This window comes from Paenibacillus sp. FSL H3-0469 (assembly GCF_038051945.1).
Lineage (GTDB): Bacteria > Bacillota > Bacilli > Paenibacillales > Paenibacillaceae > Paenibacillus_AQ.
Window position 1 is genome coordinate 7,666,499 of record NZ_CP150302.1, and the last position, 21,715, is coordinate 7,688,213.

The following is a 21,715-nucleotide window of genomic DNA, read 5'->3' on the forward strand; positions in this document are numbered from 1 at the left end:
TGAACAACAAGTGAACTGTAGTATATTGAGGGTAGAATTCATCCGTCTGATGAGGGAGGCATACTCTATGTCCATTGCAACAACGATGATTATCCGGCTTGAAATCCGTAAGGCAGAAGCTTCTTTTGGCGATGTGGCGTCCAGGCTGGCAGCAGCCGGCGGCGATATTGTAGCGATTGACGTGATCCGTGGCGGCAAGGATGTGACGACCCGTGACCTGACCGTGAATGTGCAGGATGCGGCGAATGAAGAGATTATCAGCGTGCTGAAGAATATGCCTGGAATCAAAGTCATCAATGTCTCCGACCGTACCTTCCTGGCCCATCTCGGCGGCAAAATCGAGGTTACCCCGAAGATGCCGATCAAGAACCGCGAGGATCTGTCGCTGGTGTATACCCCAGGCGTGGCCCGTGTCTGTACGGCGATTGCCGAAGATCCGTCCAAGGCGTATTCCCTGACGATGAAAAGAAATACGGTAGCTGTCGTCACCGACGGCACCGCTGTGCTGGGGCTTGGCGATATCGGACCAGAGGCGGCGATGCCGGTGATGGAAGGTAAGGCCATGCTGTTCAAGCAGCTGGCGGATATTGACGGGTTCCCGCTATGTCTGGACACTAAGGACCCGGAAGAAATCATTCAGATTGTGAAAGCGGTTGCTCCCGGCTTCGGGGGCATTAATCTGGAGGACATCAGCTCTCCGCGCTGCTTTGAGATTGAACGCCGGCTATCAGCGGAGCTGGATATTCCAGTCTTCCATGATGATCAGCACGGAACGGCCGTAGTTGCGCTGGCCGGTCTGTTGAACGCTCTCCAAGTCGTGGAAAAGTCGATTGCAGACTCCAGAATCGTAGTCGTCGGCATCGGTGCGGCAGGCGTATCGATTTGCCGTCTGCTGCTGGCGGCAGGTGCCAAGCATCTCTATGCGGTAGACAAGGAGGGGATACTGAACCGGAACGAATCCTACACCAATGCCGAATGGAGCTGGCTGGCCGAAGCCACGAATACTGAGAATCTGAGCGGAGGACTGGATGAGGCGGTGCGCGGAGCAGATGTCTTCATCGGTGTATCCAGAGGAGGGATTTTGCAGGTTAGCCATTTACAGAGCATGGCCCAGGACAGCATCGTGTTCGCTATGGCTAATCCGACCCCGGAGATTGAACCGGATCTGGCCGAGCCTTACGTCCGGGTGCTGGCAACCGGCAGAAGCGATTACCCTAACCAGATTAATAACGTGCTGTGTTTTCCGGGGATTTTCCGCGGGGCGCTGGACTGCCGGGCCAAGACGGTGAATCTGGAGATGAAGCTCGCAGCGGCGCAGGCCATTGCATCGGTGGTTCACCCGGATGAGCGGAATGAGCAGTATATTATTCCGAGTATTTTCAACGAGAAGGTTGTAGAGCAGGTACGTCTGGCTGTAATTAAGGCCGCCATAGCGACCGGCATCGCCCGGCGCATCCCGCCGGATGTGAGCTGAGGAGTCCACTGAGTATGGGGAAGGTGAACAAGCTGTGGCCTTAGGCTGCGGCTTTGTTTGCGTCTGCTTTTGAGCAGGAGTATATAGTTGGCCATGTAAAAGCAAGGATGCCAGGGGCCCGGGAGTGATAGATTGAGCGGAGGAAGGCTTACGCCTGTGCTTATGGGAGAGGTGGGAAGGGACGAGTGGCAGGAATTAGATGAATTTTGTACATTTGCTGGTGGCCGTTGGGGGCATGGTAGGGCAACAATTGGATAAACAACACTTAATTATCGTGATTCAAGGAAAGTCTTCAAAAGTTGAGTTAACAGTTGGACTTTTTCCACTTGTCTCCTGGAAATCCCCGATATTCGATAAATTAAGATACGTTTGTACACTTGCTTCCTGCCGGGGAGGAAGAATCCTTTAAGATCAGGCTACGCTGTTTATATATAAGGGGCAGCATGGTAAAATATACAAATGGATACAATGATTCATCATTCAGGAGGGCTTATGTACCGCAGAATTCATATTATGGGAGCTTCCGGGGCGGGAACAACTACCTTGGGCAAGGCGCTGGCGGCGAGGCTTCCGCATGTTCAATTGGACAGTGACGATTATTTCTGGGAGCAGAAGTATACGAAGCAAAGTGTTGTGGCAGAGCGTCTGAACAAATTGCAGGCAGATATGGCGCAGCATGAGCCATGGATTCTGTCCGGTGCGGTTTGCGGCTGGGGGGATTCGCTGCGGGATACCTTCGATCTGGTGATTTTCCTGTGGATTCCTGAGCAGGTACGTCTGGATCGGCTGCGGGCGAGGGAGTATGAACGATACGGTGATGAGGGTCTGCCGGGCGGAGATAAATATGAGGATGTACAGGAATTTATGGCTTGGGCGGCGCAGTACGATACGGCAGGACCTGAGGTCCGCAGCCGCACGCTGCATGAGGATTGGATGGCTGGGATAAACGGTGATCTGTTGCGGCTGGAAGGGGATTTTACAGTGGAGGAGCGGGTGGAGGCAGTACTGCAATTCCTATCCCGTTCAAGCTAATTGAATCTATGGGAAAAGGGGGCTGACCATGAGGACGATACTTCGTGTGCTGCTGCTTCCGGCAATTCTGCTATTGCTGCTGACGTCCTGCAATACGGAAACGACCTATTTCAATTATACGTTCAAGGGCGAGGGGGACACCTGGTCAGGGGTGTATAAGCAAGAGGCCAGCCAGAAGCTGACCAAAAAGAATAAAGTGACCAGTGAAAGCTCCAAGCGGTATAACTTAGTACTGCGTTACAAAGGCGACCAGTCTGATCTCGAAACGATTAAACAGATGAAATATACGTTCAAAGCTAAACATAGCAGCGGCAGCCAGACTATCGAGGGGCCTGTTGAAGTAGCAATGCTGAAAATGGGTGCTTCTGGAAATGGCTCTGTTGAGAAAAAAGACTCCGTCATTAAAGTCACTGTTGAGTGGGACGGGAAGAGTGAGGAGTTTGAGCTCAAGAATGAGAAGTAGGGGGCGTATCCGGCCATGGTAACCATCGAACAAATCGAAATCGCATCACTCGAAGCATTGAACACACTCTACGATGAATTAATGGGCGGACGGGCGGACCCGTTGAAGCTGGAGAATGCCTTTCGGACAATCCGGGAGGATGAACGGTATGTGCTGCTGGGTGCTTTTGTGGACGGGGAATTGTTAGGCTCGCTGATGGGGATCGTCTGCCAGGACTTGGTGGGGGATTGCCGCCCGTTCATGGTCATAGAGAATGTGGTGGTATCTTCGCGCGCACGGCGGCAGGGGCTTGGCAAGAAGCTGATGACTGCGATCGAAGCGATTGCGCATGAACGGGACTGCTACTATATCATTTTCGTGTCGGGAGAGAAGCGGAAGGAAGCGCATATTTTCTATGAGGCGATGGGGTATAGAGAGGAGAAGGTCGAGGGGTACCGCAAGCATCTTAGCTCGCATTAGGGCGGGAACATATGATTGAGGGGAAACTTATAAGTGTAGGAAATCATAAGTTGTATCACAGTATTATGGGTGAGGACAAAGGCTTGCCTCCAGTAGTGTTGGAGCATGGCTGTGGTTCTTCTGCATTGTTCTGGTCACTTGTTGCTCCTGAGGTTGCTAAGGTCACACAAGTTATCGTATATGATCGTGCGGGCTATGGCTGGAGTGAGCCAGGACCGTTTCCGCGTACCAATGAGCAGTGCGTAACTGAGTTGTATGAGCTATTGCAGCAATCTGGAATGAAAAGTCCCTATTTATTGGTCGGTCATTCCTATGGCGGATTAAATGTAAGGCTGTTTACCGGGAAATATCCCGGTCTGGTGGCGGGAGTAGTGCTGGTAGATTCGATGCATGAGGATGAAGTTACAGCGCGGTTTCCGGAAGAGCATGTGAAGGGGCAGATTTTGGCGGCGAGGTTCTATCGGGCCCTGAATTTGCTATCCAGAACTGGATTGTTAAAGGTCTTGTCCGCGTTAAGAAGCTTCCCCGGTTTTTCAGCTACCATTAAGCCTTTTTCGAAGCAGACGCAAGAGTTGTTATGGAGATTATCCTTTCAAAAAAAGACTATAGCGGCCATGCACAGCGAGTTCTCTAATGTTCAGGCCGGCTATGAGCAGGTTAGGGAACTGATGCAAACCGATATTCCATTGACCGTTATCAAATCGGAAATAGTCAATGACTTCTATCCGGGGACTTCAGAAGATACGAAGCGGACCATAAGAGAGAAGCTGTGGGAAGTGGCAAATGAGCTGAACCGTATCATAAGTTGGGGCAAGTTTTTTTGGAAAAAAATAGCAGGAGTCTTTATTTACAGCATGAGGGCCATTGGAGCAGGGGAGTTCACGCTCCGGTCGGAACATTGCGTAAACGGGCTCCTGCAAGTTTATTTGTACTATAGAATGATGATGTACTTCGAAGGGGCTTTTGCCGATTCACAGCAAAAGCCCCTTCCGCCGTTTCGGCAGAAGGGGCCAGTTCAAAAAAATGTTGTTGCACCTGCAGGTAGAATTCGAGTTCTATGCTTCGCATATCCTTTTGGATGCCGAAGTGAATCTGCCTGATGATGGTCTGGAAGAGAGTCTTCTGTGTTTCTGAGGAGAAGAATGCAGCAGCGAGTGGAATGGCCCAGTAACTGCTGAACCAACTTTACCGGAATTGGGTCGGAGGCGCACTCCATGATCCGCTTCCTGTTAGGGATGGTTGTATAAAACAAGCCGCATTCTTCTTAACGAATTCCCATGCTCTCTTTAGAAAACATTACTTAAGAAAACTTACAATAATTAATGTTAAAAACAGTAAAGGGATTCCAAAAACGATACAATATCCAATATATCTTAATGGTACAGGCAAGCTTTGAAGATCCACTTTTTTTGGTGGGCCACCAGCTTCAATTTGTTGCAAAGGGTTTAGCTGCTCATCTATATAAGTTGATTTTTGTTCAATAATGTTTTTATCGGTTGATTGTGTTTCATGAGTTTTCTGTTCCATTGTAACACGCTCCTCACCTAGTTTAACCATATTATAACATAAAAAAAGATTTATGATGAAATAATCCATTAAACTTGAATTAATTCCCTTATTATGGAATGATATAGATGCAGCTGCAAATCTATAATTTAGAGGTGGAAAAATGACTAAAGTAAAAACACTAATTCTTACGGCAATAATTTTACCAGTGTTACTTATTGGAGGGAATTCAGCCCAATCTGTCCATGCCGCTTCTGTTGATGAAGAATCAGTAATAAAACCGTTGGCATTCTTTCCTGAGGATACTGATCTAATTTCGATTTGGCGGGTTGCAAGTGGAGGATATATTTACTCTCCGGTCAGTGTCACCTCCTACGTAAGTATTTATTCAACAACGTCCGGCTCTAATCTCTTAGCTACAAAAAGAGAACTGGTAAGTAAAACCTTTCTAAGTGCATGGGACGTTTATCCTAATGCGACTTTTGGGCCCGGTATTCTTAATATTAGGGGTTCAAATGTTTCATTGCCCAATTATGGTAGTTATTTGAGTGATCCTAGTTGGGTAATGATAGGCAAATATAATGATACTCAGGCTTTGTATAGTTCCACCTCAGGAAGTGGATATGGACAATCAGTATTTGTTGGAGGCAGTGGGTCTTTTCAAGTAGATACTACAGGACAAGTTGATTTCACTTGGTAAGGGGAGAGGAATTTATGAAAAAAAAATATATTGCCAGTTTTGCAGTTCTTTTTGCGGGAGTAATTTCTTTTAGTGTTATGTTATCTGCTGAAACTCCATTGGAAACTAAATCTTCACAGATCCCTAAACAAGTTGAAAGTAATTTACAACTTGAGACAAAAACTATTTTTCAACTTGACAAAATTTCAATAACTAATCAAGATGTTGAAAATTTTAAAGCATATCAACAAATAGGAGATTCATCACTAACTGATAAAGAAATAATAGAACAACTAGCAACTGAGCAAATTTATTTGAGCGTTGCTCAACAAAAAAATGTTGCTGCAACTCTAGAAGAGGGTAAACAAGAAGCTCTAAAGAATAGAGAAATTCTAAAAACACAACCTCAAAATATTCAAAATACACAATTAAAATTGATAAAACTCATGGGACTTGACGAAGAAGAGTATTGGAATGATTTTGCTCCAAAAGAATATCAAAAAATTCTCACTGCTCAAAATTTAACTAAACTTCTCTTAGAAGAAAATATTCTTAAATACAACTCTAATCAGCCACAGGAGTTCGGAAAAGAACTTAAAGCTTACAAACACAATCTTTATGTTCAAGCTCTTAAAAAAGCAAATGTACTACCAGAATAATTCAAAAAAGCCGTTCACAGTAAGGCTACGTGAACGGCTTCTTCTGAGATTAGGTGCTTGAACATATGGCAGTCTACAATCAGGTGTTTTTTCAAACTAAAGGGCAATGGAACAAAATTAGAGGAGATTGATTAAACTTTTTAATTTTGGAGGACATTAAGAAATACAACCTAATCCTAAACAAAGATAAGGTCTATGAAAAAGATCCTTGTTTTTTTGTCGTTCAAGATTTGCTATTATTTAAAAACTTGCCGCTTCAGCTATCAGGGTGAGGCATACCTCCACTAAAGGGCACTTGGTTGAAGCACAGGGCAGCGGGCATAATATACATATAGAGAAACCACAGATTATTATTGATGCAATAGTGCAGATGCTGCGGCCCCCTCATTAATAGGCTATTTCCAAAGCTGGGACACACAGGTTCTAGCTTTTTTTGTTGTTACAATTCCAATTCTCCGCTAAGTGTCAGGTATCTTCACAGTGATCCTCCAAAATTTAAGTTTGACCATCTCCATGATAGCGCTTTATAATCCGTTCATGACTGGCATAGGCCGGCGAGGATCACTATGAAAGGCGGGGGAGAAACATGAATCCAATATGTAAGGTGCTGATTGTGGACGATGAAATCCTGGTCCGGCAAGGGATTAAGTATGTGCTGGATTGGGAACAGGAAGGATTTCAGATCGTGGGTGAAGCGGCCAACGGACGGGAAGCATTGAATTCGCTGCAGACCTTGCAGCCGCATATCATCATTACGGATATTGTCATGCCGGTGATGGATGGCGAGGAGTTAACCAGGCTGGTGAAGCGCGATTATCCGGCTACCGAGGTGATTGTGTTAAGCAGCTTCAGCGAGTTCCATTATGTGCGCTCGACGTTCCAGCATGGGGTGGCGGACTATATTCTGAAGCCGAAGCTGGAAGCCGGAGCCTTATTGCAGGTGTTAAAAAAGACCCGGGAACGCATCCCGGAACTGAGTGCCGCCGCAGCATCCATGGAGGAAGCAGAAACCCGGCAGCCGCTGGATACCCTGCTCGGCCGGATGCTATCCGGTTACCGGCTGCCGCCGGAGAGCGAAGCGGAGGTGAAGCGGCAGCTGCCGTATAAGGGCTTCGCGCTGCTGGGCTGGGAGACGCTACAGCCGGTACCGGGCGGCGAAGCCCTTAACCGTAGCTCCGGTAACGCTGCCATGAACAATAGCGCCCTTAGCCTTAGCGGCAATCATGCGGCCATAAGCAGCAGCGCCCGCACTGCATATGAGACGGCATCTGTCACCGTCACCACCGCAATTACCGGAGAACTGGACCGGAGAGTTCCGGGACTTAAGCAGTGCGTCCTTCCAGGCGCAGAGCCTTCGGGCACTACATTCATGCTGATTAATCTGGAGGAAGCCCATTGGCCGCAGTTGCTGGAGGCTGTACACCAGTTAGCCGATACGCTGGCTGGGCAAGAAACGGAAATACGGCTGACGCTCAGCCGGAGATTCAGCTCGCTCAGCGAGCTGGCGGCCATCCAGCAGGAGAGTAATGAGCGACTACAGCAGTGCCGGTTTTTCCGGCCGGAGCAGATCCTGCTCAACCAGCTGGAACGTCCAGATCAGGAGGCCCCGCTGCCCAAGTTCAATCTGACGCAGTTCACAGAACAGCTGAAGCGGCAGCAGCTTACGGAAGCGTTCGGTGATCTGCATCAGCATGTGGATGCGCTCAGCCGCCAGAATGACGGGGATGTGTATCAGTTCAAGTCCTTCCTCAGCAATATCATCTTCAATATTACGAATCAGTTCAGCCATCTGCAGGAGCTGGAGGAGGGGAAATACGGCCTGTTCCGGGCCATCGATGAAGCGGGTACTGCGGAGCAGGCTATGCAGATTCTGGATCATTATCTGACCCGGATCATGGAGCTGACTTCATCGGCAACGTCTGCACCGGGCGGCAATGCCAATATGGCGAAGCTGCTTCAGTACATAGAGGAGCATTATGCCGAGCCGCTGACCCTTACGGAGCTGGCCCGTCATTTTCATTTTAACCCATCCTATCTGTCCAGCCTGTTCACAACTCATAATCGCGAAGGCTTCAAGGAGCATCTCAACACGGTCCGCACGGGCAAGGCGGCAGAACTGCTGCGGGCTGGGGAAGCGCCTATAGCGGAGATTAGCAGTATGGTCGGGTACGGGGACCACAGCTATTTTTGCAAAGTGTTCAAGAAATACACCGGCTTGTCCCCGAGCGGCTACCGGCGTCAGCATTACGGGCAGGAGTAGAGCGCATGCGCAGATACTGGGAACGGTTCAAATTTCACAGCCTGTTCATCAAAATCTTCATCGTCATGCTCATCAGCATCATCGCCGTAGCCATCGCTTCCTCCTGGACAACCGTCCGCATGTCGGAGAAGCTGTTCATGAATACCTTCAGCATTACGAATTCCAAGGTGATCAGCCAGATTAAGTCGAGCTTTGAAGCGTTTCATTATTCGATCGTTACGGCTACCAATAATACTCAGCTAAGCGGCACGATCCGTTCCTTCTTGTCTGAGGAGGACTCGGACTCCCTGCGGATGCTGCGGACCTATTACAATATGACCACGCAGATGAAGAAGATTCAGTCCACGCTCGATGCCTACCAGGTCGGGATCAAAATCATGGGCAAAAACGGCCGCAGCTATTCCACCAATACGAACAATCTGCTAATGAGTGACCGGGAGCTGCAGCAGCATGAGCTGACACGGAATACTTTGGCTGAGCCGAAACGGCTGATGTATCAGTTCTATGAGGAGACGGTGCAGGATGCGCCGAAGAAGGAAGCAGTGATCGTGGGCAGCAAAGCGCTGATGGACAGGACTAGCGGCGATATATACGGGACGCTGTATTTTACCATTCATGAAAAGGATTTCCGCTCCTTCTACGGGAGCTTTGTCAGTACCGGGAACGATGTGGTGATTCTGAATAAGCAGGGGATGATTGTGTCCAGCAACCGGAGTGATCTGATGGGCCGGCAGGCAGGAGATCTATTGCAGGTGGCCAGTGAGATTGAGGAGCAGCAGCTTGCGTACCGGAACATTGATTTTCAGGGCACGGATTCGATTCTGATTGCGGATTACCTGCCGTCTTATGATTTCTATATTGTGAACCTGATCGATAAGCAGACGGCCCTCGGCCAGATGGTCAACGGTAAAATGGTCGTGCTGTTCTGCTCAGCCATCGTGGCCGTGGCCCTGATCGTGGTGTTCCTGATCTTCAGAAGGCTGACCCGCTCGCTCACGCTGCTTACCCGGCAGATGTCCAAGATCACCGAGCGTAACTTCCACAACTACATTACGGTTACGGGGAGCTTTGAATTTCAGGAGCTGGGCCATGCCTATAACTATATGCTGGACGAGCTGAATGAATATGTCGAGAAACTGGTGGAGACGCAGAAGGAGCAGCGGAATGCCGAGCTTGCGGCCTTGCAGCATCAGATTAACCCGCATTTTCTGTACAATACGCTGGCTTCGGTCAACTTCCTGGTGCAGCAGGGCAGCCAAGAGAAGGCGGTGCATACGATTCATGCCCTAATCTCGATGCTGCAGAATGCGCTGAGCAATGTCAGTGAGAGCATTACGGTGACGCAGGAGCTGGAGAATCTGAAGTCTTATGTGTTCATCAACCATGTGCGGTACGGCGAACGGATCAGGGTGAATTTCTTCGTCTCCCCGGACTGTATGGAATACCAGCTGCCGAAGCTGATTATTCAGCCGTTCATTGAGAATGCCTTCTTCCATGCGTTTACGCACAAAAGCGGCGGATATATCCATATCCTAATCTCCCAGGATGCCGGGTCCCTGCTCTGCGAGGTGGTGGACAACGGGGACGGGATGGATACTGGTGCGGCTGATCTGCCTATGCCCGGCCTTGAGGGAAAGCGCCAGCTGTTCACCGGAATCGGTATCCGCAATGTGCATGACCGGCTGGTGCTGATGTACGGCGAAGAATATGGAGTCACGATTAAGAGTGCGCCTGGAGAGGGGACTGCCATCCGAATCCGCCTGCCGCTGATGAAGAAGTGAGATTATTACCATTTTCCAAAAAAAGAACAAATGCCAAACAAGGTAACGCTTACAATCAGGCGATAAAATGACCAATCCCCATAAAGTAAGTTCTAACGGGTCCCCTGGAACGGGTGATAAGATTACTTATGTAATAAATAAGCGCTTACATACAAGCGAAATACAGTAAAGCGCATCAAAGGGGAGGCTTACCAATGAAAAAAGGCTTTGCGTTAGTCCTGATTTGCCTGCTGCTGCTTACGGCCTGCAGCTCGAACTCCGGGTCCAAGAATTCCGGCAACACTGCTGCGGACACGGGAAAGACAGAGAATACAACAGCTACAGAGCCTGCACAGGCGAAGGAAATTACGATTTGGGCTTGGGACCCTGCATTCAACATCGCCGCGCTGGAAGTGGCCAAAGCAGAATATGCCAAGACAAATCCTGACGTGAAAATAAACATTGTGGAATATGCCCAAGCGGATATTATCCAGAAGCTGAACACGGGACTGAATTCCGGAACCACCAAGGGTCTGCCGAACATCGTGCTGATTGAGGATTACCGTTCCCAGAGCTTCCTGCAATCGTATAAGGATTCCTTCTACGATCTGAGCAGCTCGATCAAGGGCACCGACTTCGCGGATTACAAAAGCGGACCGACCAGCCTGGACGGCAAGCAGTATGGGATTCCTTTTGACTCCGGCGTGACCGGCCTCTATCTTAGAACCGACTATCTGGAGCAGGCAGGCTACAAGCTGGCCGATCTGCAGGATATCGACTGGAAGCAATATATTGAAATCGGCAAAGCGGTGAAAGAGAAGACCGGCAAAGCGCTGATTACCCTGGACCCGAACGACCTCGGCCTGATCCGGGTGATGATTCAATCCGCAGGCGAGTGGTACCTGAAGGAAGATGGCAAGACGCCGAATATCGCGGGAAATGCACCGCTTAAGGAAGCTTTTGAAACCTATAAGGAGCTGACCGAATCGAACGTAGCCAAGGTGCATGCAGACTGGAGCCAGTTCGTGGCTGCCCTGAACAGCGGTGATGTCGCCTCCGTGCCGACAGGCAACTGGATTACCCCTTCGATTACGGCTGAAGCGTCACAATCCGGCAAGTGGGGCATTGCACCGCTTCCGAAGCTGACGGTGAACAAATCCGTTCATGCCTCGAACCTGGGCGGAAGCTCCTGGTATGTGATGAATGTGGATGGTAAGGAGACGGCAGCAGACTTCATGGCAAAGACCTTCGGCTCGAATGTGGAAATGTACCAGAAGCTGCTGACGGACATCGGTGTCATTGGGACCTTCAAAGCGGCTGCGGGCGGAGAAGCTTACAGCCAGGCCAATGAATTCTTCAGCGGCCAGAAGATTGTATCGGATTTCGCCGCCTGGACGGAGCAGATCCCAAGTGTCAATTACGGAATCAACACGTATGCGATTGAAGACATCCTGATTGTAGAGATGCAGAATTATCTGAACGGCAAGGATATTGACAGCGTGCTGAGCGATGCCCAGGCCCAGGCCGAGTCACAGATTAAATAGTTAGCTCTTATATAGTGACCTTGGGCGTGGCCAGCAGCTTCCGGGAGTTCAGGAGGCGGGCGGCGTCCGGGGTTTATTTTATAATATTCAGGAAAGGACTGGGCAGCTGTGCATCAAACCAATTCCAAACTAAGATTCCGCACCAAAAGCGTGTTGACCGGATGGTCCTTCGTCCTGCTTGCGGTCATTCTGATCTTCGTCTTCTATTTCTATCCGATGCTTCAGGCACTTATTCTGTCGTTCCAGACGGGAACGGGCAGCAATCTTACCTTCACCGGCTTCGATAACTATTCACGGCTTCTGTCTGACAAGACATTCATAGTATCGGTTAAGAACACCTTCATCTATCTGCTGGTTCAAGTGCCGCTGATGATCATCCTTGCGCTGTTTATCTCGGTGCTGCTGAATGACAGCAAGCTGAGATTCAAGGGGTTTTTCCGGACGGCGATCTTCCTGCCCTGTGTCACTTCACTGGTTGCGTATTCTGTGGTATTCAAGTATTTGTTCTCCGGCAACGGCCTGGTGAATACGATGCTGCTGAAGCTCCATCTGGTCAGTGCCCCGATAGAATGGATCACCGATCCGTTCTGGGCCAAAATCACCATTATCATAGCGATCACTTGGCGCTGGACGGGTTACAATATGATTTTTTACCTGTCGGCCCTGCAAAATATCGATCACTCCATCTACGAGGCCGCCAAAATTGACGGAGCATCGTCTACCCGCCAGTTCTTCGGAATTACGGTCCCGCTGCTGAAGCCGATCATCCTGTTCACCTCGATTACTTCAACCATCGGAACGCTGCAATTGTTCGACGAGGTCATGAATATTACAAAGGGCGGCCCGGGCAACGCGACCCAGACGATCTCCCAGTATATCTACAATTTGTCGTTCAAATATGCAGCAGACTTCGGCTATGCAGCCACCGTATCGTATTCGATTGTCATTATGATCGCGCTGCTGTCGGTCATCCAGTTCAAAGTGGCAGGTGATAAGAATGGCTAAAAGTAAACGGTTCTTCATGTATCTGTTCCTGAGCATCGCGGCCTTTGTCTCGATCTTTCCATTCCTGTGGATGGTCGTCAGCTCGACGAACCAGTCGGTGGATGTCACCCGCGGGCGGCTGCTGCCGGGCACCCATCTGATGGAGAATCTGCGCAAGCTGCTGGACACCACGGACCTGCAGGTATCCCTGATGAATTCAGCGAAAATCTCCATAACCACCACGCTGCTGGCGCTGCTGATTGCCTCGCTGGCCGGTTACGGCTTCGAGGTGTTCCGCAGCCGCTCGAAGGACATAGTCTTCAACATTCTGCTGCTGTCGATGATGATTCCGTTCGCCGCGCTGATGATCCCGCTCTACCGGATGTTCGGCCAGATCTCGAACGTCTTTCCGTGGATGGGTATCGATACGATGACCTCGGTCATTCTGCCTACCGTGACCACTGCGTTCCTGATCTTCTTTTTCCGGCAGAGCACCAAAATGTTCCCGAAGGAGCTGCTGGAGGCCGGCCGGATGGATGGGCTCAGTGAGCTGGGCATCTTCCTGCGCATCTACCTGCCAACCATGAAGACGACTTACGCAGCCGGAGCGATCATTACGTTCATGTCGAGCTGGAACAACTATCTCTGGCCGCTGATCGTATTGCAGACTCCGCAGACCAAGACCATGCCACTGCTCATATCGACCCTCGGCTCAGGCTACGCCCCGGACTACGGCATGATTATGATAGCGATCGTAATCGGCACGATCCCTACTGCGCTGGTATTCTTCGTGATGCAGAAGCATTTTGTGGCTGGGATGATCGGGTCGGTGAAGTAAGGTGAACAGGAGTTACCTCTCTATATTGGGAATAGTCGTGGCTCCGGAGATTGTTTGGACTTTCGGCCGCTGTTGTCTCCAGATTTCTTGATTCAAGCCGCTTCCAGCGGTTGAAATCTGGAGACAAAGGCGGACGCTACCGCTCCTACAGTTCCAAACATCCCCTCCGCCACTCCTCCCAAATAGGGGGAAGCTCAAGTTCACTTACTTTGGGGGTAGGGCAGGGGGAAAGGATAAAGGCAAAGAGAAAAGCAAAAGCAAGGGGGGTTTAAAATCCCTAAAGGAAAACCAATATGTCTTCCGTATTGACATATCGCAAATCATCGATATAATAATGATTATGAATCCAATAGATGTATTTAAGGCTTTATCGAATGAATCCAGGTTACAGATCTTACAATGGCTCAAAGAGCCATACGTCCATTTTAAACCCCACGAAGGAGTGGATATGGAGGAGATTGGGGTTTGTGTAAGTCAAATAACCGACAAGCTGAACATGACTCAGTCAACGGCCTCTCAATATCTTACGATGTTGCAGCGGGCAGGGCTAATCACCACAAAACGTATAGGCAAATTTACGTATTATCAGAGAGACGAAGAAGCTATACGTCAGTTAGCCCAGTATACGATGAGTGAGATGTAAGAGAGATGAAACTGAGTTCTGTACACAGAATTCAGCTTTTTCTCGGCACTATGATTCGACAATTCGCGATATGTCTTTTTAGATATCAAATCGACAATTCACGAATTGTATATTCAAAAATATTCAAAGGAGTTGTATCATTCTATGTCTGTAAGCTGGAAGGTGTATATTTTAGCCATTGTTAGTTTTTTGGTCGGGACGTCGGAGTATATTCTGTCTGGCATTCTAGATAAGGTATCCCTTTCTCTTGGTGTTTCAGTTGCTGCAGCCGGACAATTAATTACGATTTTTTCGCTAGTCTACGCTATATTCACTCCAATTCTTATGGCTGTAACCGCAGGTATAGACAGACGAAAATTAATTATGATGGGTCTAGGTTTGTTTGTGGTATCTAACATTCTCGCTGTTCTTTTGCCCGGGTATGGATTGTTTGTAGTTGCCCGCATCATTATGGCCATAGGCGCAGGGGTAGTGGTTGTTACCGCCTTAAACATCGCAGCGAAAATTGCCCCAGAGGGTAAACAAGCAAGTGCGATTGCAACGGTCGTAATGGGCTTTACAGCATCATTAATCATAGGCGTACCTCTTGGGCGCATTGCAGCGGATACGCTTGGCTGGAAATCTGTGTTCGGGGGAATCGCCCTTTTAGGGATTATCGCAATGATTATACTTTCTTTCGCCATCCCGCGTGTTAAGGGAGATGAACCTATTCCATTAAGGCAACAATTACGTTTGCTACAAAAGCCTAAGGTCGCACTGGGACTCTCGATTACCTTCTTTTGGCTTGGCGGATATTCGGTAGCATATACGTATCTTTCACCGTATCTGCTTGAAGTATCGGGCATAAATGATAAATATCTCAGCGGAGCTTTGCTTATATTTGGAATAGCCAGCATGATAGGCTCCAAAATCGGTGGCTTCAGCACAGACCGGTGGGGGGTTAACCGAACCTTATTCAGCGGGTTGATACTCCATATTGTAATGCTGATCCTATTGTCTTTAGTAACGAATACACTCATTGGTGTAATGGTTGTGCTATTGTTGTGGTCCTTCTCCGCATGGTCCTCTGGTCCAACGCAGCAATATCATTTAACGACAATTGAACCCGAAGCGTCAGGTGTGATGCTTGGCCTTAATCAGTCTATGATGCAGCTTGCTATGGCAGCGGGTGCTGGGATAGGGGGAGTAGCTATTGAAGCAGTCTCGCTTGTATCTATTACATGGATTGGTGCTGTTGGGGTTGCGATTGCTATAATCGCTACGCTCATTTTATATAGAATGAATTCTAAATCAGAGATGAATGTTCAACATCTAGTTCAGAACCAGTGAATGTTGCTAACCTTGCAGAAATACATCTGGTGACAAAAAAACGGTGGCCGGTTATTCCGGGCACCGCTTTTTTCATCCTATTCCCCGACTCTATACCATAGTTCACAATATTCATAGCCATCTGCGCTTGTACCATACATTTCGAAATTGCCGCCATCTAGAATCGTATAGGTTGATGTTGGCAGCCATTCCGAGAAGATACGATTCTTCAAAGACCGTAAATCATACTTGCCGCTGCCATTCCCATCATGGAGTGTTGAGAATACGACCCACGTAGCTGCGGGAACATCAACCACAGTGTATCCTTTCACTTGGCTGCCTGGCGCTTTGTAGCACCCGATTAGGTATGGGAAGGTCGAGTTGCTAGTGAAGGTATAGGCATCGAAGGCAAAGACCGCTCCAAGCTCCTTACTGAAATTGCCTTCGTCTCTCCAAGCCCCGCTTACTGATTGGGCTAAACGTTCGAACTCACCATTCTTGAATATATTTTGCCAGACCTCCGGGATCGTTACGCCCGCTTCATTCGCAATAGTGTCGTAGTGGTAGATATCCTCCAGCCCATACACTTGAAAAGCATCCCGTTTCTCCATCCGGTAATTCATTCCGGTCACTCCCTTTAAGATGATTTGAAAGGAGATGCGGGGATAGGCTCTTAACTCACTTCCGGCATTGCGCGCTAATGTAGGCGTCATTCCATGCAGATTGTGAAATGCACGGGAGAAGGCTTCCGGTGATTCATACCTGTACTTCAAGGCTATCTCCAGCACAGTGTTCTTTCTGTCCTTTAGATCAAACGCAGCCAGCGTCAGTCTTCTGCGCCTGATATATTCGGACAAGGGGACATCAAGAACAAATGAAAACATACGTTGAAACTGGTAAACCGAACATAAGGCGATTTTAGCGATTTGATCGTAAGCAATATCTTGTTCCAGGTTGTCTTCAATATAGCTGATCGCCCGATTCATTCGTTCTAGCCACTCCACGGCAATCCCTCCTTTCGTAAGAAGCATATCATCGGGCAGTAATCGAAGCCTGATTATCGGTGCAGCATATTGTCAGGCTTAGTTTGGGAATAGTTATGGCTCCAGGAATCGTTTGGACTTTCGGACGCTACCGCTCCTACAGTTCCAAACATCCCTTCCGCCACTCCTCCCAAAAAGGGGGACCAAATACGCTTATCGTGTTTCCCTTTGTACTAACACCCAATATGTTCGTCCCCGCATTCGTAATTAATTCTATTTCCGATGTTCCACTTCATGAATAAATTAATATCCTCGATAGAATCTAGGATTCTCCATTTATACTCTTTGTTTTCGCGGAGCTCTCTCAGGACGAGGGGTTTAACGATGTGTTTCTCTAACTGTCCTTTCGTCCGGGCGATGTATGCAAATCCCAAAACGGCATTAGCACGAATAGCAGCTGACTCATGATCCGCAAGCTGGGCACAAGTATCTTGGGCGAACTTCCAGTTCGAATGGTATTCACCGACAGAAAGAGGGAGCGTCAGAAGATCAGCGGCGTCATTTCTTTTTAGACGGTCCTTTATCTCCTCGCTGGTGAGTTCATTGAGCGGTGTATAAATTCTGGACGACTTTAGCATAATTCTCCTTCATCCCCTTGCACTTTGGCATAGCTCATAATATTAATCTCTTTTGCAATAACTTCACTCTAATTATAAATAGATCAAGTAAGTATTCAAATGGCTTCTACGTCTTCAATCAGAGAAAGGGCATGTCACGAAAATGACACTGCCTCCCTGGGCGGTTTGTTAGATTTTAGTAGAGAGGCGCAACTGATGCGGAAATATGGAGTAATAAGAAAGATGGTAAAAATATATGAAATAGAGGAAAAGAGAGGATGTTTGGGATGAAGACAGGTAAAAAAGTGCTGACAGCCTTACTGGCTGCGGGATTGAGCTTCGCTATGTTGACGGGGGTGAATCCGGGGAAGGTAGAGGCGGCGGCCAAGAAATACCCTGCGCTGCTGAAAATTAACGATTACTATGTGCTCTATACGGCACCAAAGGCGCCATATGTGGATGCCAACTACCGGACGATGATTCCGCTTCGCTCCATTAGTGAGCTGATGGGGGCCAAGGTCAGCTATGATGCCAAGGCAAGAACGGCTGCCATCGAAAAAGATAGTGTAACGGTTAAGTTCACAATTGGTTCCAAAACTGTATCGGTTAACGGGGTTGCCGGGTCGATGGATACGGTTCCGGTGATGGAGCAGAATTCGATGTTCATCCCCGTCAGTGTACTCGCCGGACGTCTGGGCATTGTGAGCAAATGGGATCAGGCGAATCAGCTCTACACGCTGACAGGTGAAACCCTGATGCAGACGGATATCATCAAGTATTCTATAGAGGACACTGAGAAAGGTCCCTTCACTTCCCCACCGGGGACGATCATTAGCGACGATGCGTTCCGGCCAGTTTCTTACACCTTTGACCCTGCAAAAGGCAGCTTCACGGTGAAGGCGAAGAATATAACAGGGAAGGATGTTCCTGAAGGAGCAGCGGATGTTGCCGCGTATATTCTTTATGATGATCAATTGATTCAGTTGCCGGCGCAGAAGCGGGAAAGACCGGCTGTCCGTAAGGATGGAACAATTGAGGTTACCGTTAAAACCGAAACACCGAGTACTCCTGCCTATTTGCTTGTAAAAGGGCGCCTGCTCGACCGCTCCGAGAATTAATTTCAATTTCGATTTTGGAACAGAGGTGAATCTATTTGAAGGACACCCATGTTCACATCCTGTGCGGCGACTCGTTCGGGGGCAGTATGAAGCAGGCGCTGAAAGGTCTTGGCTGGACGGATAGCCATAAGCTGATTATTCTTCGGGAGAATTATGCTATAGGTCCGCTGGATCAGTTGGATACACTCGTGGGAAGGAAGCTTCGCAGCGACTGGTTCCGTCAGCATATCCAGGAATACTTTACGGTCTCTGATGAATGTGATAGAGAGTATACGGAGCTGCTCGATAACCTGGAGCAGATTCCCGAACAGGCCAAGATAGTCATCTGGACCGGGAGCAATGCATCCGAGCAGGCGGGGCTACGTCTAACCGTTCATCTGCTGGGGAATAGAGAGAATGAACTCATAGTGATGGACGCCGGGGCCATCTGTGAGGAGCTGTTCAACCGGCCGGATGCCTTCATTAACTACTGTCATTCCGGAGAGATTCCGTCAGACAAGCTTAGGGAAGCGCTTCTGCGAATTGATGTGGGCAGCAGGTTGAGTGCTTCGCATATCGCGCGGCTGTCTCAGGATTGGCTGAAGATTTCCGGGCAGTCCGGCGTACTGAGAATCTGGCAGAAGGATGCCCTGCAGGAAGTGCCTGCTGATTACTACGACAGCTATCTGCTGGAGAAGCTGGATTCACTGACACCCCCGCCAGGAGAAGACGGGTTCCTGAAATCAGCCCGGCTGGTCGGAGAGGCGATCGGATACTGTGAGCAGTATGTCGGTGATGCTTATTTCGAGCATAGGGTGAGGGAACTGATCTACAGCGGGGTGCTGGAGATCAAGGGCGTTCATACAGCGATGAGATTCTATAGCATCCGGCGCAAGAAAGGGTAAGGTATAAAGGTTATATAAGAAGCACTATAGCAATTAACAAAAAGCAAAAAGAAGCGGAGGGGAAATTTGGAACTGTAGGAGCGATAGCGTCCGCCTTTGTGTTTGGATTTCTACCGCTAATAGCGGTTATAATCAAGAAATCCAAACACAACAGCGGCCGGAGGGCCAAATGTTCACCGCAGCGACGGTCAAGCTTGGAGTTCAAATCTTTAGAGGCAAAAGGAGGCCAACCATGCAAACCTTATTTCGTTATAACTGGCAGGTCCGCGAGGAATGGTATCAATGGTGCGAGGAGCTGCCGGAAGAAGAACTGGTGAAGGCACGCATTGGGGGAGTCGGCGGGATTCTGCAGACACTGGTGCATATAGTGGATGTGGAATTAAGCTGGGTACGGGATATGGAAGGCAAGCCGGATATTCGTATAGACTTCCCGGAGTATAACACTTTGCAGAAAATCAGAGAGGTGGACGCACGCTTCCGGCCGGAGGTGGAGTCCTTCATAGTAGCCTGGAATGAGGATTTGGAGCGGAGGATTCTAAGGGAGGATAGACCGGATGGGCAGGTTACCCAGCACACCTGGGGCGAAGTAATACGCCATGTTATCGCCCATGAGATTCATCATATCGGCCAGCTCTCCATCTGGTCAAGGGAACTTGGCCGGAAGCCAGTCTCCCCTAATCTGATAGGCCGGGGGCTGGCGGAGTATCTGCCCGGCAAAGCATAGGGGCTTGTCCAACCCTATGTCTCTGCCGGGAGTCTTCACCGGCTCCAAAAGTATTAGCTACTTTCTGTTCCGCTACAGCTCCGGCGGAAACCACAGATGGCGCAGATCGACCCAGCCCTGGCTGTTGAAGGTCACCCCGCGCACGGAGGGCAGATAGGCAGTCTCGGCAGGCCGCTCGTACAGAATATGCAGCTGGTGGTCACGGGTTAGAGTATCCTCAATCACCCGGAAGCCTTCCGCACGCACTGCGGCGTCAGGCTCCCGCGAGATCTGGCGCAGCCTGCCCTCAATGCCCGCGCGGGTGCGCGGTTCAATGTGCAGCGAGAGAGTCAGATACAGGTCGTACAGCCGGAGCTGCTCGTCCTGGTCGCGGAGCAGCGAGAAGACGATCAAGTCGGACTTCAGGCGGATCGGGCCTTTGAATTCCTCCGGCGACACGGATAACACCTTGCAGGAATACCCGTGCTGCCTTAGTCTTGCGGCGATGTATTCGGCATCCCCGGCATACTGCGGGATCGTGGCAATCTGCAAGACTTCAGCCGGAGGCGCTGCGAAATGCCGGAAGGGCACTCTCGGTGCTTCCTGCAGACAGGACAGCAGCTCGGCACGGAGAAGGGGATCGCTTAGCGGTCCCTTTTTCTTCGTGTTGCAGGTTACGAATTTGCGGACATAGGACTCAGAGTGGATTCTGCTTAGAGAGTCTGTGCCGGCTGCTGACGGATTCGGGATGACATGGAAGGCAGAGCCGGTCTCTGAGGGCTCCCGGTCAAGGCTCCACGGGACATAGATAATCTCCACACGGTCCAGATGGGCCCGCCCCTGGAAGTAGTAAGGGAACACCTCCAGCACACAGGTGTCCTCATTCATCTCCACGACCTTGAACGGACCGGTGCCCGCCGGTCTGCGTCCAAACAGATTCTCTCCAATGGATTCCAGATCGCGGGGCACAATCGCCGCCCGGCTGGTGCAGAGGAAGGGAAGGAAGAGTTCGTTCGGCTTCTTCAGCAGAATACGGACGGTTGACGCATTCAAGGCCTGGACCTCCTGAATCTCCTTGACAATATAACTGTACAGCATGCGCTGCGAGGTAGACATCATCCGTTCGAAGGAGTAGACGACATCCTCCGCGGTCAGTACCTTGCCGTGATGGAACAAGACCTCCTTGCGCAGATGAAAAGTCCAGGCCGTCCGGCTCCCGTCTGTCTCCCAGGCATGCGCCAGGCCGGGGATCACCTTGCCGCGTTCACCGCTGCGGCCGACCAGCCCGTCAAAAACATGGCTGGAGACAAACGACTCCGCCAGCAAATTCATATACAGCGGATCGAAGGTATGGAGCTGCTGGGTGACCGGCAGCCGCAGCGTATCGATCCGCTTATCGCTGTGCACCTCGGCATGATGCCCGAAGTACGCCAGCAGCCAGCCTTGCAGCGTGTCCTGCAGTGATGAAGTGCGGGCATGTCCGCGGATGCCCTCCAGCGCACTGCTGATATCTTTACTGCTTATCGCCTGCTTCATGGATTCCAGGGCAATGTCCTCGGCCGCCGCGAGGAATACCAGCTTGGAGCGCCGTCCCCGCCCCCGGCTGGGGGTCCAGGTGATCCAGCCGAGATCGGCCATTTTGCGGATCACATGCAATGCATTGCGGTGGGTACAGCCAAGGGTCAGGGCCAGCTCGTCCAGGGTGATGGAGATCTCGGCCGGACCTCCATGCTGCGAATGCAGCTTCAGGAATTGACTGTGCAGCTTCATGTGGGACATTCTCCTCCTGTCAAATCTATAA

At 49.8% G+C, this 21,715-nt stretch carries 21 protein-coding genes; 17 read left to right on the forward strand and 4 right to left on the reverse strand.

Going from position 1 to position 21,715, the window contains the following annotated elements; genetic code table 11:
• The first annotated feature begins 67 nt into the window (after positions 1-67).
• The 5 genes from NSS83_RS33170 to NSS83_RS33190 all read left to right on the forward strand — a co-directional run bounded on the left by NSS83_RS33170 (position 68) and on the right by NSS83_RS33190 (position 4,528).
• Positions 68-1,474: an NAD-dependent malic enzyme gene (locus tag NSS83_RS33170; protein ID WP_341347405.1), complete on the forward strand. Its 1,407-nt coding sequence runs from the start codon at positions 68-70 to the stop codon at positions 1,472-1,474.
• Positions 1,475-1,966: 492 nt separating this feature from the next.
• A complete protein-coding gene (locus NSS83_RS33175) occupies positions 1,967-2,506 on the forward strand; it encodes an AAA family ATPase (protein ID WP_341186417.1) in 540 nt (179 codons plus the stop codon).
• 28 nt (positions 2,507-2,534) lie between these two features.
• Positions 2,535-2,969, forward strand: a complete 435-nt coding sequence (locus NSS83_RS33180; RefSeq protein WP_341186416.1) for a hypothetical protein — start codon at positions 2,535-2,537, stop codon at positions 2,967-2,969.
• A 15-nt stretch (positions 2,970-2,984) separates the two neighbouring features.
• A complete protein-coding gene (locus NSS83_RS33185) occupies positions 2,985-3,428 on the forward strand; it encodes a GNAT family N-acetyltransferase (RefSeq protein ID WP_341186415.1) in 444 nt (147 codons plus the stop codon).
• An 11-nt stretch (positions 3,429-3,439) separates the two neighbouring features.
• A complete protein-coding gene (locus NSS83_RS33190) occupies positions 3,440-4,528 on the forward strand; it encodes an alpha/beta hydrolase (protein WP_341347406.1) in 1,089 nt (362 codons plus the stop codon).
• A gap of 196 nt (positions 4,529-4,724) precedes the next feature.
• Here the strand turns inward: NSS83_RS33190 and NSS83_RS33195 are convergent, their stop codons facing one another.
• Complete coding sequence (locus NSS83_RS33195) at positions 4,725-4,955, reverse strand: hypothetical protein (protein WP_341186413.1); 231 nt, start codon at positions 4,953-4,955, stop codon at positions 4,725-4,727.
• Between the two features lie 142 nt (positions 4,956-5,097).
• Here NSS83_RS33195 and NSS83_RS33200 point away from each other — a divergent pair, with 142 nt between their 5' ends.
• The 9 genes from NSS83_RS33200 (at position 5,098) to NSS83_RS33240 (ending at position 15,630) form a co-directional block, all read left to right on the forward strand.
• Positions 5,098-5,634, forward strand: coding sequence for a hypothetical protein (locus NSS83_RS33200; protein ID WP_341186412.1), 537 nt, complete (start codon positions 5,098-5,100; stop codon positions 5,632-5,634).
• A 14-nt stretch (positions 5,635-5,648) separates the two neighbouring features.
• A complete protein-coding gene (locus tag NSS83_RS33205) occupies positions 5,649-6,272 on the forward strand; it encodes a hypothetical protein (protein WP_341347407.1) in 624 nt (207 codons plus the stop codon).
• 586 nt (positions 6,273-6,858) lie between these two features.
• On the forward strand, positions 6,859-8,532 hold the full coding sequence (locus tag NSS83_RS33210) for a response regulator transcription factor (RefSeq protein WP_341186410.1): 1,674 nt from the start codon (positions 6,859-6,861) through the stop codon (positions 8,530-8,532).
• 5 nt (positions 8,533-8,537) lie between these two features.
• Positions 8,538-10,313, forward strand: coding sequence for a sensor histidine kinase (locus tag NSS83_RS33215; protein ID WP_341186409.1), 1,776 nt, complete (start codon positions 8,538-8,540; stop codon positions 10,311-10,313).
• A 194-nt stretch (positions 10,314-10,507) separates the two neighbouring features.
• Positions 10,508-11,836 (forward strand): extracellular solute-binding protein, encoded by a 1,329-nt coding sequence (locus NSS83_RS33220; protein WP_340941521.1) that lies wholly within the window; start codon positions 10,508-10,510, stop codon positions 11,834-11,836.
• A gap of 108 nt (positions 11,837-11,944) precedes the next feature.
• Complete coding sequence (locus tag NSS83_RS33225) at positions 11,945-12,841, forward strand: sugar ABC transporter permease (protein WP_340754232.1); 897 nt, start codon at positions 11,945-11,947, stop codon at positions 12,839-12,841.
• Positions 12,834-13,658 (forward strand): carbohydrate ABC transporter permease, encoded by an 825-nt coding sequence (locus tag NSS83_RS33230; RefSeq protein ID WP_341186408.1) that lies wholly within the window; start codon positions 12,834-12,836, stop codon positions 13,656-13,658. The genes NSS83_RS33225 and NSS83_RS33230 overlap by 8 nt, the downstream gene beginning before the upstream one ends.
• A 340-nt stretch (positions 13,659-13,998) precedes the next feature.
• A complete protein-coding gene (locus NSS83_RS33235; protein WP_341150994.1) occupies positions 13,999-14,301 on the forward strand; it encodes a metalloregulator ArsR/SmtB family transcription factor in 303 nt (100 codons plus the stop codon).
• A gap of 144 nt (positions 14,302-14,445) precedes the next feature.
• The gene (locus NSS83_RS33240; RefSeq protein ID WP_341186407.1) at positions 14,446-15,630 is read left to right on the forward strand and encodes an MFS transporter; all 1,185 of its coding nucleotides are present in this window, start codon (positions 14,446-14,448) and stop codon (positions 15,628-15,630) included.
• A 77-nt stretch (positions 15,631-15,707) separates the two neighbouring features.
• Here NSS83_RS33240 and NSS83_RS33245 read toward each other — a convergent pair whose 3' ends face one another.
• Together NSS83_RS33245 and NSS83_RS33250 are read right to left on the reverse strand one after the other, a co-directional pair.
• Positions 15,708-16,613 (reverse strand): helix-turn-helix domain-containing protein, encoded by a 906-nt coding sequence (locus tag NSS83_RS33245; RefSeq protein ID WP_341186406.1) that lies wholly within the window; start codon positions 16,611-16,613, stop codon positions 15,708-15,710.
• Positions 16,614-16,825: 212 nt separating this feature from the next.
• Complete coding sequence (locus NSS83_RS33250) at positions 16,826-17,230, reverse strand: hypothetical protein (protein ID WP_341186405.1); 405 nt, start codon at positions 17,228-17,230, stop codon at positions 16,826-16,828.
• A 266-nt stretch (positions 17,231-17,496) separates the two neighbouring features.
• Here NSS83_RS33250 and NSS83_RS33255 point away from each other — a divergent pair, with 266 nt between their 5' ends.
• From NSS83_RS33255 to NSS83_RS33265, 3 genes are all read left to right on the forward strand, one after another.
• Positions 17,497-18,327, forward strand: coding sequence for a copper amine oxidase N-terminal domain-containing protein (locus NSS83_RS33255; protein WP_341186404.1), 831 nt, complete (start codon positions 17,497-17,499; stop codon positions 18,325-18,327).
• Positions 18,328-18,362: 35 nt separating this feature from the next.
• Positions 18,363-19,211 carry a DUF1835 domain-containing protein gene (locus NSS83_RS33260; protein ID WP_341347408.1) on the forward strand — a complete coding sequence of 283 codons (849 nt, stop codon included), beginning with the start codon at positions 18,363-18,365 and terminating at the stop codon, positions 19,209-19,211.
• 232 nt (positions 19,212-19,443) lie between these two features.
• A complete protein-coding gene (locus NSS83_RS33265; RefSeq protein WP_341347409.1) occupies positions 19,444-19,935 on the forward strand; it encodes a DinB family protein in 492 nt (163 codons plus the stop codon).
• A 72-nt stretch (positions 19,936-20,007) separates the two neighbouring features.
• Here the strand turns inward: NSS83_RS33265 and NSS83_RS33270 are convergent, their stop codons facing one another.
• Positions 20,008-21,684 carry an ABC transporter substrate-binding protein gene (locus NSS83_RS33270; RefSeq protein WP_341347410.1) on the reverse strand — a complete coding sequence of 559 codons (1,677 nt, stop codon included), beginning with the start codon at positions 21,682-21,684 and terminating at the stop codon, positions 20,008-20,010.
• Between the last annotated feature and the right edge of the window lie 31 nt (positions 21,685-21,715).

Coding starts and splice junctions, on each gene's coding strand:
- NSS83_RS33190 (WP_341347406.1), top strand. CDS start 3,440: ATGATTGAGGGGAAACTTATAAGTGTAGGAAATCATAAGTTGTATCAC.
- NSS83_RS33255 (WP_341186404.1), top strand. CDS start 17,497: ATGAAGACAGGTAAAAAAGTGCTGACAGCCTTACTGGCTGCGGGATTG.
- NSS83_RS33210 (WP_341186410.1), top strand. CDS start 6,859: ATGAATCCAATATGTAAGGTGCTGATTGTGGACGATGAAATCCTGGTC.
- NSS83_RS33235 (WP_341150994.1), top strand. CDS start 13,999: ATGAATCCAATAGATGTATTTAAGGCTTTATCGAATGAATCCAGGTTA.
- NSS83_RS33180 (WP_341186416.1), top strand. CDS start 2,535: ATGAGGACGATACTTCGTGTGCTGCTGCTTCCGGCAATTCTGCTATTG.
- NSS83_RS33185 (WP_341186415.1), top strand. CDS start 2,985: ATGGTAACCATCGAACAAATCGAAATCGCATCACTCGAAGCATTGAAC.
- NSS83_RS33200 (WP_341186412.1), top strand. CDS start 5,098: ATGACTAAAGTAAAAACACTAATTCTTACGGCAATAATTTTACCAGTG.
- NSS83_RS33195 (WP_341186413.1), bottom strand. CDS start 4,955: ATGGAACAGAAAACTCATGAAACACAATCAACCGATAAAAACATTATT.
- NSS83_RS33250 (WP_341186405.1), bottom strand. CDS start 17,230: ATGCTAAAGTCGTCCAGAATTTATACACCGCTCAATGAACTCACCAGC.
- NSS83_RS33175 (WP_341186417.1), top strand. CDS start 1,967: ATGTACCGCAGAATTCATATTATGGGAGCTTCCGGGGCGGGAACAACT.
- NSS83_RS33170 (WP_341347405.1), top strand. CDS start 68: ATGTCCATTGCAACAACGATGATTATCCGGCTTGAAATCCGTAAGGCA.
- NSS83_RS33270 (WP_341347410.1), bottom strand. CDS start 21,684: ATGAAGCTGCACAGTCAATTCCTGAAGCTGCATTCGCAGCATGGAGGT.
- NSS83_RS33220 (WP_340941521.1), top strand. CDS start 10,508: ATGAAAAAAGGCTTTGCGTTAGTCCTGATTTGCCTGCTGCTGCTTACG.
- NSS83_RS33205 (WP_341347407.1), top strand. CDS start 5,649: ATGAAAAAAAAATATATTGCCAGTTTTGCAGTTCTTTTTGCGGGAGTA.
- NSS83_RS33215 (WP_341186409.1), top strand. CDS start 8,538: ATGCGCAGATACTGGGAACGGTTCAAATTTCACAGCCTGTTCATCAAA.
- NSS83_RS33240 (WP_341186407.1), top strand. CDS start 14,446: ATGTCTGTAAGCTGGAAGGTGTATATTTTAGCCATTGTTAGTTTTTTG.
- NSS83_RS33265 (WP_341347409.1), top strand. CDS start 19,444: ATGCAAACCTTATTTCGTTATAACTGGCAGGTCCGCGAGGAATGGTAT.
- NSS83_RS33230 (WP_341186408.1), top strand. CDS start 12,834: ATGGCTAAAAGTAAACGGTTCTTCATGTATCTGTTCCTGAGCATCGCG.